Source organism: Kocuria sp. (assembly GCF_030538595.1).
GTDB lineage: Bacteria > Actinomycetota > Actinomycetes > Actinomycetales > Micrococcaceae > Kocuria.
In genome coordinates this window covers 65,025-77,064 of record NZ_JAUNTS010000010.1, presented here as the reverse complement: position 1 = coordinate 77,064, position 12,040 = coordinate 65,025, and the positions used below count along the sequence as shown (strand labels likewise).

Below are 12,040 nucleotides of genomic sequence, written 5' to 3'. Positions count from 1 at the left end.
ACAGTTGCTCAGGTGGTCACAGCTGCTCGATGTCGATTGACTCAATCACGCAGTCCTCCACCGGGCGGTCCATACCGCCGGTGGTCACGGTGTTCAGCTCGTCAACCACCTTGCGGGAGGCATCGTCAGCCACTTCACCAAAGATGGTGTGCTTGCCGTTGAGCCACTCGGTGTTCGTCGTCGTGATGAAGAACTGGGAGCCGTTGGTGCCCTTGCCGCCGCGCTTGCCTGCGTTGGCCATGGCCAGTAGGTAGGGCTTGCTGAAGGAGAGCTCGGGGTGGATTTCGTCGTCGAACATGTAGCCGGGGCCGCCCACGCCCTGGCCCAGGGGGTCGCCGCCCTGGATCATGAAGTCCTTGATGATGCGGTGGAAGATGACGTCCTTGTAGAGGGGGCCTTCGCCCTTCTCACCAGTCTGGGGATTGACCCATTCCTGGGAGCCGTCAGCCAGGCCAACAAAGTTCTGCACGGTCTTGGGAGCGTGGTTGCCGAACAGGTTGACCACAATGTCCCCGTGGTTGGTGTGGATGGTCGCCTTGGCGGTTGCGTTAGCAGTCATGGGGATCAGTATCGCACGTTGGCTCGCGCCCGCGAATGGACGACGACGCCGCCCCCTCACCGTTCAGCGCACAGTGAAAATCCGCGTGTAAAGGGGCTCACCGGCCGCGTAAGGGCACTGTCAATCGTGCTTGGTCCCGGGCATGCCCGTATGCTGGATCAGGAGACTCGTCACCCTAGGAGGGAGCTTCCATGAGCTTGTTCAAGTCCAAGGCCCAGAAGAAGGCCAAGTCGCAGCAGAACGCCGTCGAAAACCGCATTGTTGACGCCGGTGACTGGATTGCCAAGGAGATCGGTGCAATCGCCCCGGCTCTGCAGAAGGGCGCCAAGTCCGGTGCCGCCACCCTGGCCGGCGGCGTGCACACGGCTGGCCCGTACGTTCAGGACGGTCTGGGCAAGGCGCAGGATGCCGCAGGCAAGGCACGCAAGAACGCTGCCCCCGCTCTGGCCGCCGTGAGTGCTGCCACCGATCAGGCTGTGACCCGCGTGAAGAACACGGACCAGGCTGAGCGTGCGTCCAAGGTGTTCCAGGATGGCAAGGACGCCGCCTCCGCGCGGTACAACGCTGCTGCAGCCCAGTTGGCCGGCAAGTTCGCCAATGCGGACACCCCCGAGCAGCTGGAAGCCATTGTGGCCCGCCTGACCGGCGACAAGAAGGCTGTTGCCAAGGCCCAGAAGGCTGCCGCCAAGGTTGCCAAGGATTACGCCAAGCAGCAGAAGAAGGCTGAGAAGTCCGGTAAGGGCTGGCTGATCTTCGGTCTGGTGGTGGCTGGTGCTGTGGCCGGTGCCGCTGCTTTCAAGGCTTCCCGCCCCGTGCAGGACCCCTGGAAGACCCCGGCTTCCACCTCCCCGCGCGTGACTGCTTCCCCCGTCAACCCCAACACCACCGTTGCCGCCGGCTCCGGCGTGAAGGTTGACGACGCCAAGGAAGCCTCCTCCCCCGTGGATGCTGCCAAGTCCGTGGCCGAGGATGCCAAGAACACGGCGCAGGACATCAAGGAGCAGATTCAGGGCAAGGACGGCAACAACGCCTGATTTCCTTCGCTAGCTGCGACTCAGCGGCCCCGCACCTCTTGGGAGGTGCGGGGCCGCTGGTTTTTGGGGTGGTTTCGCTTTAAATATGTTTCGGGGCTGGTCGGAGGCGGTAGACGGCTTACAGTTGCGTGCGTGACCCGCCCGAACAAGCCTGTCCCGGTGCGTTCTGACGCAGCGTTACCGCTCGGTCGGAATTGAAATCGTTAGGGGATTCACTTGTCAGATGTGCGGTCTCCCAAGACCTGGTCCACATCTTGCTGGTACCCGCGAAGGAATATAGCGCAAACGTTGATCAACATAACGATCACCCCAACGCAACCAATCGAAAATCCAACCCACATGCCGAGCGAGCCATGAGGGAATCGATTGATGATCACTGAGCCCGCTGGCACCAGAATGAATGCCACTGCAGCAACAATATAGTTCACCCGCGTGACGTTCTCTTTGAAATTGAGCAAGTTACAAACACCTCCAGATGCAGCTCCGTATTTGACGCACGTGACTCACTAATGAGGATCCCTTGCGGTGATTACCGGAGAGGATATTGGCTGCGCTTTTCTATAAAATAGAACGCTATTGCACAAGCCATCACAACTAATCCTCCGATTATTCCAAGCCAAGTTTGCGCATATATACTCAAACCAATAATGCCAATGCCGCTCATCAGCATGTAAACAGCGTAAGCAATAGTTCCCCTTCTCATGGGATGACCCTCGACCTCTCTCGCGAAAACCGACACATGTGTTCAGTAGTTAAGTAATCCTCAGGCCAGGATTACCCCCTTCATCGAAACTGATAATGATGGCCGATTCAGGCGCACAATTTTGCAACCCCGATTAGTTGCCCAGGCGAAAAGCAGTGACGCTACGTACAGTCTGACTCTCCAATCAAGTCTCCAATGTCCTTATATGTATAGCTCTTGGACGATGAAAAATAGGCCAATCAATACGAGTCCACTTCCTCCCGCACGATCATCATCGCGCTCGTCCGTGGACGACAGCAAATTTCCCACCTTAAAGGAGCTCCAAACAAACAGTGAGATGAACATAGCGATCCCCACCAATGATAATGTGAGTAGATTTAATCTTGCCCCTAAATATACGACTCCCAGTGCCAGCGAACCGGCAAGGATCAATGTGATGTTCTTGCGAATTTGTTTAATGTTAAACATTGACAACTCCAAATGAAATAAAATTTAATTTTACTTGAGTCGGAAGTTCATTACTTTACTAGTTTAGAATGAACAAAACTTGCCAATCAATTAAATATATTTCCAGCGGCAATGAAAATGCGATAGCTATACCATTGTGGCGTTAATATAACGAATAATCATTTCACTCTTCCTGCGCAATCACTGTCAACCTACATGATATCTGTATCTGGCACTTAATTGAACGTTTAATCTAATTTCAACAAAGAGCAGTTGCTCTAGTTAATACTGCTATCCTGAGAAACTCCTTAAAGTAAATAGAATTCTCAAGTCTTTTCTCGCAAAAATTTTATTTATTGCAATATTTGGATCACACCACCGACCATTAGGATGAGACTCATGACAAAAAGAGGCACTGGAGTATATATTTTTATTGACTCCCTAAATGCTTCAGGAATATGACGTGCCAATGATCCATCTGGGTGCAATGCGCAATGAACCAGAGCAACAGCTGATATAAGCCCCATTGCTCCTACCAGGAAAAGACTCAGACCAAAACCCATGATGTTCTCCCAATATGAACTATTCTGTTGATTTCTAATTGATAAATTGCATCAGCAGAGCCAAGCTAGCCGTGAATGTAATTCCTAAGCCGACTGCGATTTGCCCGCGGTATTTTGGGTCATCTTCGGGCAATTCTCTTCGAATTACTCTCTTTCGACGTCGGAGGCCGAAAACTAGGCTAAATATGCCGCCAATTATTAGATAAGAAAGTATAATCTTATCTAGCCACATTCTTGTACCTCGCTCCATGCTCTTAATTAACTGGAAACGACACTCCGGCAGTCATACTACACGATAAGCCGACACCAGTCGCACCCCCGTAGCTCCAGCCATCCAGTGGTCCGCTCTCTGGGGCGGAGGCGAACGGGTTCAGCGGCCTACTGGATGTATCAGAGAAGTATCCGCCGAAGCCTTTATAGGCATATGAACAACCCGTCGTTTCTTCCAACATCCAGCCTTTGCTAGGACCACTGTTTGATCGACCAGACTGTTGCCCGATTGATAAAGGGCCACCGAAACCAAGTTGAATAGAGAAGCTTGTGTCTTCTGTTTCCATGTCAGTATTAGTACCTACTGATCCACAGAATATTGCAACACAAGCAAACCATCGATTTTCCCACGATGCCAAACCGGCAGGATCGATGTTGTTGATGGGGTCCGCCCCAGCGTAAGCGTAACGGTTCGCATTCACCGGGTCTAGTGGCGCATCCAGTGAATCTTGCTGGGTCCATACACCCTGATTCGGGTCATAGAACCGTGCACCGAACAAGTACTGACCCGTGCCCCCACGATCCACCAACCCAAACCGGTACCGGTACGGGTCGAACTTCTCCTTGTCCCGCGGAGAAATCTTCTCAGGACGCGCACCGAACGGATCGAACTCCTTGTAGTCAGCAGTACTACCATCACCCTGAACCATGCGAATATCCGAATCCACCGGATCCCCGATATACATGTGAACACTCGTTTTGTTCGTGTCACGCAAGAACAACGGCTCATGCGTGACCGGATCGTGCTCCACATACGCCTGACGGCCCTCATGCGTGATCTTCTCGATCTGCGGATTCCCGTACCCAGGACACCAAGGGAGGCGTTCTATCACTCTAAGTTTAATCGGACAGGAAACCCTAAATTCCTGGTGACCGTCCAGCGGCTAACTTATCTAGAAAATTTCTTGGAGAATAGATAATAAAAACAGTAGGAACATTCCGGATAGTCCAGTCACAAAAAACGGGAAAAGTGAGGCAGATTCGCTGGACTCTAATCTTTTTTTATTCATCATAATCAAAATTAGAGCTATCATCGAGAGTGGGAGGCCCACCATAGACACCACCAGAATGAAGTTCACAAATTCCTCGAATCTCCAGGTGTAATCAATTTTCCACCTCCGAAAAATTCACTTTATAGGGATGCTCATGTCAATGTTGTAACTGCATCCACCACCAAGTCCGGCTACACCCCCTACACTTCTCTCTCCCGGATTTCCACCAAGTCCCATTGTGGAGCTAGTATAGGCTCCAAACCCGTAGGCGGCAGAGCATGACACTGAATCCGAAAATCCAAATTTATCCGCTGGTGAGGATTCGGTCCACCCCGATGTTACTGCTCCGGACAATTTTCCCACCCCAAAGCTCGCATCAAGACTAAGCTCCTCAGTTCCGGTGTCATAAGTTGGACCAAAAGCAACACAAAGACCAGCGCAGACCTCGAGTTTAGTCTCCCAGGCATCCGTGCCGCTCGGGTCGATGTTGTTGATGGGGTCCGCCCCAGCGTAAGCGTAACGGTTCGCATTCACCGGGTCTAGTGGCGCATCCAGTGAATCTTGCTGGGTCCATACACCCTGATTCGGGTCATAGAACCGTGCACCGAACAAGTACTGACCCGTGCCCCCACGATCCACCAACCCAAACCGGTACCGGTACGGGTCGAACTTCTCCTTGTCCCGCGGAGAAATCTTCTCAGGACGCGCACCGAACGGATCGAACTCCTTGTAGTCAGCAGTACTACCATCACCCTGAACCATGCGAATATCCGAATCCACCGGATCCCCGATATACATGTGAACACTCGTTTTGTTCGTGTCACGCAAGAACAACGGCTCATGCGTGACCGGATCGTGCTCCACATACGCCTGACGGCCCTCATGCGTGATCTTCTCGATCTGCGGATTCCCGTACCGGTCCGTCAAACCATGCGTATATACAAACGAACCCTGCTTGGAGCTCACCTGCCCGATCAGCTCATTCTGCGAGGTCCCAGCAAAGGTACTGGTCGTGTTGTTCGTCCCATCGGCAAGTTTTGTCTCCACCTTCTGATTGGCGGCATTGAAAACCGTCGTGGCCTTCTCATCCTTGGTCACGTTGCCGTCCGCGTCATACACCCAACCATCACTGGTGACCTGGTTCTGCGCGTTATATGTATCGGTCTCGGTAACCGGTGCCTGACCATCCACGGTGCGTTCCTTCTTCACCCGGTTGCCACGAGAATCATAGGTGAATACGTATTTCCCATCAGCGGTCCCTGGGGTGTCTACCCCAGTCAAACGCCCCACCTTGTCATACGAGTACTTGGTGGTGTAGCCGGTGGTGGTACCTGCCAGGGTGGTGTACATCGACTGAACCTTATCCACTGAAGGCACCGTGGAGGCACCACAATCACGAGGTTCAACACCAGGCTTGTAGCAGTACCACTTGTCATCCAAGGTCTGAACCCCATCCGGGTTCGTGGCCGAAGGCGTCACCGCCCCAGATCGCTTCACCGTCTGACGAGCAATGTTGCCAGAGACGTCATAATCAGTGTGCTTCCACACCGTCCATCCCTGCTCCGGGGCAGCCCTCTCCGACCCATACCAAATGTCCGTGCGACGGCCCTTGTCATCGCTCTTGAAGTTGATCACCCGCTGCTCGGTACCTTCCGGATACGTGATCTTGTCCAAGGTACCCGCGGCGGTGTAAGCGTAAGAGTGTTTGAAACCACCCACCGTCTTGCTGGTCATCCGGCCCTCACGGTCATACCCGAAGGTCATTGTGGTGGACTGAGCGGCCTCGCTCCCGATCCCAGCCTGACTCACCGTTTTTTGCGTGACCTCACCACGGTTGCTGTAGGCATAGGTCACCTTCTGTGTCTGTTTGCCTTTAGCTGAGCTGGTAACCGTGACAGGCCTTCCCATGGTGTCGTAAGTGGTATCCACCTGGGTATCCGGAGTCGTCGTACCCGCAGGAGTTGCGGTGACCCGGGTGACCAAAGATGATGACCCATCGTAGGTGTAGGTCACCACGCCCCCACGTCCAGTGGTTTTCTTGGACAACCGCCCCATTGAGTCGTACGTGTAAGACTCGGCCTTGATCGATCCGCCAGTAGCAGGCGTGACCCTGGACAGTTGCTTGTTCGCATCGTACGTGTAGCGAGTGGGGTTGCCGGCGTTACCTGGCGCGGTGGCTGTTGCCACCGTTCCATCCGCATTAAAAGTTAACTCGGCAGTAGCAGCCAACGCATCCGTGGTCTTAGCCAGTGCCCCGGACCCAGAATAGGTGTACCCACGCTGGTTACCCCGACTATCAGTCGAGGTCGACGGCGCATATTTGGTGTTGGCAGCCGTGTTCTTGTACTCCGCTGAACCCGTCTCCCCACCAGGACCGGTCCCGGAGGTCAAAGACCCACCATCGTTGGCGTCGTACTTGAAAGAACTGGTGGCCGAAGTATCCCCCGCGCCAGCAGTCATCGACTCCGTGGACAGCTGTGGCGTGTAGGTCTTGGAGGTTTGCTTCCCATCAGCATCCACCACCGACTGCACCCGACGTCCCGCAGCTGTCAGCGTGTAGGTGGTGTGGGGCACAGCAGCCACGGTCTTGGACTGATCCGTGTTGGCTGCTGCCACCAATGTTTTACCCGCATCTGGGTAACTGAACCGAGTAACCGCTTCCGTAGCCGCAGAGCCAGGTGCACCAGGGGTCGTGATACTGGCCACCCGGTTCTTCAAGTCATATGTGATCTTGGTGTACCCGCCATCAGCGGTATCCACCCGCGAGATCCGCCCGGCTGAGTCATAACTGATCTTTGTCTGAGTGCCCCGAGGGTTGGTGACAGCCGAGTACTTCCCATTGGTCGCCGACAGAGTCCAGGAACGCACCAGCGAACTTGACTGGGCACCGACACCTACAGTGTCACCCGAGCTGGTCGGTGTCCTCCAGGACGTGCGTGCCGCAGCAGGTCCACGCCACCCTGTCTGCTGGGTTGGGATACCTGCGGCATCGGTGGTGAGCGTGGTGGTATTACCGTCGCGGTCCGTTGCTTTGACTGGCTTACCATCTGAGTTGAAGTACGTGGTGGACTGTGAGTCCCAGGCCAGCACCGTGTACCCCGCATCTGTTTTCTTCAACGTGTACCGGCGCTCAGGTGGAGCCGTGAAGTCCGTGGTAGAACCGGCCACTGGGTTGAAGGTCACCCGCTGACCACTGGCATCCACCAGCACCACGTTGCCAGCCTCGCGGTAGAGCATCCCTGCTCCCAAACCACTGACCCGCCACGAGTTACGCACACCATTGCCCGAGGGCGCGGGCACCAACGAGTTATGAGCAAAGGTGAAACCCTCAATGCTCATCGTGGTGTTCAGATTGCCTGTCCCCACATCCACTGATGCCTGAATCTCCGGGCTCAAAGCCACCGGCAGCCGCGTGGCCGCCGGGCGCACCCCCGTATCCGCCGTCTCCTTGATCGACGAGACGTCCTGCAACGCTGCCAGCGCCGGTGATGCTGCTCCCAGCATGGTGGCAATCATGGCAAAACACACAACGAGGGCAGAAATCGCACGGTTCAGCGTTTTCATCACTGAGTCTCCTGAGAAAATCCTGTCGCGCACACGCGCAGGCAGGTCATGACCGGTGAAATTGAGAAGGAAATTCCTGGCCCACACAAAGGGCAGGAAAGCCGAAAGTCAGGAACCTGACAGAACGTTGAAGTGGAAACGGTACAAGAAAGCGGACATGGCATCCCGCCGCACTGGATCGAGCGGACGATACGTACCGTCGCCATACCCAGTACTGATATTCATGGACGCCATCCAGCAGATTTCCTTGTAATACGCCGCATGGTGGGGAACATCCGTGAACGGCGACACCGCGGGTGCCACGTACCCTGGTTCCCCAGCAATACGGTAGAAGAAGGCAGCCATAGCATCCCGATGAATGGCATTCCCCGGGCGGAACGTTCCATCGTTATATCCGGTCGTCACTCCTTGATCAGCCAACCAGCTGATCTCGCGGAAGTACTGACTGGTCAGCGGAACATCAACAAAGTAAGCACGCGTAGGCGCGGTGTAGCTAGGCCTACCCGCCAATCGATACAAATACACGGCCATGAAGCCTCGATTGACGGTCAGCAAAGGCCGGAAGGTACCGTCCGGGAAACCATCCACAATCCGATTGTCAGCAACCCAGTTGATCTCACGGTAAAACGCTGCACCAACAGGGACATCCGTGAAACTGGCGGCATGGACAGGATGAGAACCGAGTCCCATGGTGGCTGCGCCGAGCAAACCACCCGTGAGTATAGTTCTGCGCGAGATGATGTCTTGAATTGCCATCATTCAACCTGTCGCCGGAGGATTAAATGGAGAGAACAACCGGTATGGGATCAAGGTAGACCACAATCACATGAAGCGCCACATCAGAAGCGAACTTTTTTGAAAGTTTTTTGATCCAGACATTCAGGTGACTACGCACAGCCCGCGTAGCGTCTCAGCGGAAGGTGTAGAACCCATCCAGGGGCATGGCGTCCACCGAGTGAATCATGGTGCCTTGGTCAGGATTCAACGCGGAAATCATCTGATCATCACCCAGGTAGATCCCAACGTGGGACCCGTTGTTCTGGGACACCAAATCACCAGGCTCAGGCGTGGTGGTCCGAGTCGCTGCCGCGAACTGATCCCACGTCACTCGGGGAATCTGCTGCCCATTCTGGGCATAGACCCACTGAGTGAATCCCGAACAGTCCCACCTCTTGTACTCAGTTCCACCCCAAACGTATTGCCCACCCAACCCGTCCAGAGCCGTTGACACCAGGTCCGCACCACTACCGGACATCCCCTCCTGTGGGCTCGTCGTCCACGGCGTTCCGACAGCCGACTCACTGGACCCCCCAGGAACAGCGCTAGTACCACCAGAGGGGCTGCCTTCACTGGTGTACAAGCTGAACTCACGGTGCACCGTGTTGTCAGTCAAAACACCTCGTTCAACTGCCGTGTACATCAGATCGGTGACCTCAACACCACTGAACCCTGCAGTTACCTGTCCATCACCGATTCCATCCAGGACCGTCTGCACCACTGTCAGGCTCGTTGACTGGGGTGCTAGAACACTTGCGGTGTGATCGCCCGCATCCAGAGAGACTTCCGGCGGTGACCCTGCTGCCCGCCACATGATGGTCCTCACCGCCACGGGGTCAATGGAAGCATCCGGCCGGAAAGACCCGTCAGCCCACCCGCGAACCAGTCCCAGATCAGTAGCCCATGCAATCGCTGCTGCCTGGGGATGCGCAGCGGTCACATCCGAATACGTGTTCTCCGCGATGGAAGGCGAGACACCAGGGCTGCCAGCCATCACGTACAGCAACTCCACAAAGGCCGCACGGTCCACAGCACCGGTAACCGTAATCCCATCAGGGGGGACCAAACTCACGTTGTACCCAGATGCCCTCACCTGAGAAGTAGCGACAGTTTCACCCGACTCAAGGCTCCCCTGTGGTTCTGATAGGTGCCCCGGTGTGGAGGACACTGAGTCCGACAAACCCAAGATGGCCGAGCAAACAGGCCATGCGCCCCACCCCTGTCCCGCCAAAACCTGCTCCGCTACAGCGATCTGCTGGTCACGACTAGCGTCCTGCGGCCGCCCCACCCCACCAAACGCATGCCAGGTGGACAGCGAAAACTGCAGCCCTCCGTAGTAGCCGTTACCGCTGTTTATAGACCAGTTGCCACTGGACTCACACTGCGCCAGCGCATCCCACGTGGACTCCGGGACAGCCTGGGCGGGACTAGCACCCACAACCGCCAGGGCACCACCCATGACGATGCTGTAAACGACACGACCACCACGCAACAACGGCATAACAACCCACTTCAAGGCTTGGCCAGCGTCCGCGAACCTCCAAAAGGACCGCGACTGATGTCACAGTAGATCAACCCAGCTGGTCAGAACAGAGGTTCCCTGACCAAAATGTCCACGGGTCACAATCACCTGCATCTGCTTGGATGGAACCATGCAGTCCGCTTGGCAATGGATGTCCCTCCCAAGATTGAGTCCCGGAGACTCGGTTGCCGTGCTCTCGCCGTCGTTCGCTGCACCCGCAGTCGGTGAAGCCGTCCACGAGCAAGCAATGGTCCGTATCCGCGAGGACCTCCAACTGGTGCCGGTGGAGTTCCGCACCACCCGGCAACTCCACGCCTCTCCGCAAGAGCGGGCCGCTGACGTCAACGCTGCCTTCGCAGACCCCTCCATCAAAGCGGTGATGGCAACCATTGGTGGTGACGATCAAATCACCGTTCTGCCGCATCTGAACTCGGAGGTCATCCGGCACAACCCCAAACCATTCTTCGGGTACAGCGACAACACCCATCTACTCAACTGGCTGTGGCGCCACGGCATCCCAGGTTTTTACGGCGGCTCCACGCAAGTTCATTTGGGAGCAGGACCACGAATCGACGATGTCCACCTACGCTCTCTGCAAGCAACCCTGTTCCACGGTGGCATTCTTGAAATTACAGATCCCGGCGAATCAGAAGACTACGGATTGGACTGGGCAGACCCGCGAGCGCTGACCGAGTTCGGATATCGGACACCTACAGACCCTTGGTTGTGGGCCGGTCCAGCTTGGGCGGTTGAGGGGCGCACCTGGGGTGGGTGCCTGGAAGTGATTGACCAACTAGGCGTGGCGGGCCAGCTCCCGAGTCCACACGAGGTGGAGCACGGCATTCTCCTACTGGAAACCAGCGAGGAACTGCCCTCAGCTGATCGGGTCAGGCGTTGTGTTCGAGCATTGGGAGAGCGTGGCCTTCTGGGAGTACTCAACGGTGTCCTGATTGCGCGTCCGCCAGCCAGTTCGCCCAAACATCGCCGGTCACCCGCAGAGCAGGAGAAGTACCGGAAGGATCAGGCGGACGTCGTCGTCGAACAAGTGAACCGGTACAACCCGTCTGCGGTGGTCTGTGCGGGGGTGCCATTTGGCCACACCCGGCCGCAGTGGGTGCTGCCGTACGGAGGCCTAATGAGGCTGGATGGGGTCAAGCGACGCATAACGGCCACGTATTCCGGGGACCGTGGATAAGCCCAGCGGCACTTCGTGCAGCGCCGGTACGCATTAAGCCCAATCCGGTACGCGTTTGGCCATGAAAAGGCGATCTGTGTGGTCATTTGCGTACCGGGCCTCATGAGCGGCACAAGTTAACGCTCGGCGGGGCCCAGCACGGGACCTAGCACCGGGCGCAGCGCCCGACGGCAGGCCGCCCAGCCCCGTGCAGATGCTCAGCAGGCATGTAAAATGTGCTGGATGTCTCACCTCAGCCCAGAACCGCACCCCGGCTTCCAGCCGGTGTTCTGGCATGCCCCGCAGCCGGGCACCAACGGCTACGTGTCCACGTGGGGTGAGCAGCAGGCGGGTAGCCCGCCGTCTGTGACCAACGCCTGATCCCTGGACCCTGCGCGGCCGCTCTGGAGCACCCTCCCAAGATCGGTCCCGCCG

Annotated in this window: 9 protein-coding genes and 1 pseudogene; 3 read left to right on the top strand and 7 right to left on the bottom strand. The window is 56.3% G+C overall.

What is annotated here, in order from left to right; all coding sequences use genetic code 11:
• Window positions 1-16: 16 nt before the first annotated feature.
• Window positions 17-559 carry a peptidylprolyl isomerase gene (locus Q4G32_RS09625; RefSeq protein ID WP_303351015.1) on the bottom strand — a complete coding sequence of 181 codons (543 nt, stop codon included), beginning with the start codon at window positions 557-559 and terminating at the stop codon, window positions 17-19.
• Window positions 560-750: 191 nt separating this feature from the next.
• On the opposite strand from Q4G32_RS09625, the gene Q4G32_RS09620 reads away from it, so the two are divergent.
• On the top strand, window positions 751-1,593 hold the full coding sequence (locus Q4G32_RS09620) for a hypothetical protein (RefSeq protein ID WP_303351013.1): 843 nt from the start codon (window positions 751-753) through the stop codon (window positions 1,591-1,593).
• Between the two features lie 212 nt (window positions 1,594-1,805).
• Here Q4G32_RS09620 and Q4G32_RS09615 read toward each other — a convergent pair whose 3' ends face one another.
• The 6 genes and pseudogenes from Q4G32_RS09615 to Q4G32_RS09585 all read right to left on the bottom strand — a co-directional run.
• Window positions 1,806-2,051: a hypothetical protein gene (locus Q4G32_RS09615; RefSeq protein ID WP_303351011.1), complete on the bottom strand. Its 246-nt coding sequence runs from the start codon at window positions 2,049-2,051 to the stop codon at window positions 1,806-1,808.
• A 1,509-nt stretch (window positions 2,052-3,560) separates the two neighbouring features.
• Complete coding sequence (locus Q4G32_RS09610; RefSeq protein ID WP_303351009.1) at window positions 3,561-4,409, bottom strand: RHS repeat-associated core domain-containing protein; 849 nt, start codon at window positions 4,407-4,409, stop codon at window positions 3,561-3,563.
• A 294-nt stretch (window positions 4,410-4,703) separates the two neighbouring features.
• Window positions 4,704-8,132, bottom strand: a complete 3,429-nt coding sequence (locus Q4G32_RS09605; protein WP_303351007.1) for an RHS repeat-associated core domain-containing protein — start codon at window positions 8,130-8,132, stop codon at window positions 4,704-4,706.
• Between the two features lie 108 nt (window positions 8,133-8,240).
• Window positions 8,241-8,888, bottom strand: coding sequence for an S-layer homology domain-containing protein (locus Q4G32_RS09600; protein ID WP_303351005.1), 648 nt, complete (start codon window positions 8,886-8,888; stop codon window positions 8,241-8,243).
• Between the two features lie 154 nt (window positions 8,889-9,042).
• Window positions 9,043-9,981, bottom strand: coding sequence for a C40 family peptidase (locus Q4G32_RS13965; protein ID WP_368660386.1), 939 nt, complete (start codon window positions 9,979-9,981; stop codon window positions 9,043-9,045).
• Window positions 9,982-10,079: 98 nt separating this feature from the next.
• Window positions 10,080-10,368, bottom strand: a pseudogene (locus tag Q4G32_RS09585) (transglycosylase family protein); the annotation flags it as partial.
• Between the two features lie 193 nt (window positions 10,369-10,561).
• On the opposite strand from Q4G32_RS09585, the gene Q4G32_RS09580 reads away from it, so the two are divergent.
• Both Q4G32_RS09580 and Q4G32_RS09575 read left to right on the top strand, forming a co-directional pair.
• Window positions 10,562-11,626 carry a S66 family peptidase gene (locus tag Q4G32_RS09580; RefSeq protein WP_303351003.1) on the top strand — a complete coding sequence of 355 codons (1,065 nt, stop codon included), beginning with the start codon at window positions 10,562-10,564 and terminating at the stop codon, window positions 11,624-11,626.
• 222 nt (window positions 11,627-11,848) lie between these two features.
• On the top strand, window positions 11,849-11,986 hold the full coding sequence (locus Q4G32_RS09575; RefSeq protein ID WP_303351001.1) for a hypothetical protein: 138 nt from the start codon (window positions 11,849-11,851) through the stop codon (window positions 11,984-11,986).
• Window positions 11,987-12,040: the final 54 nt, after the last annotated feature.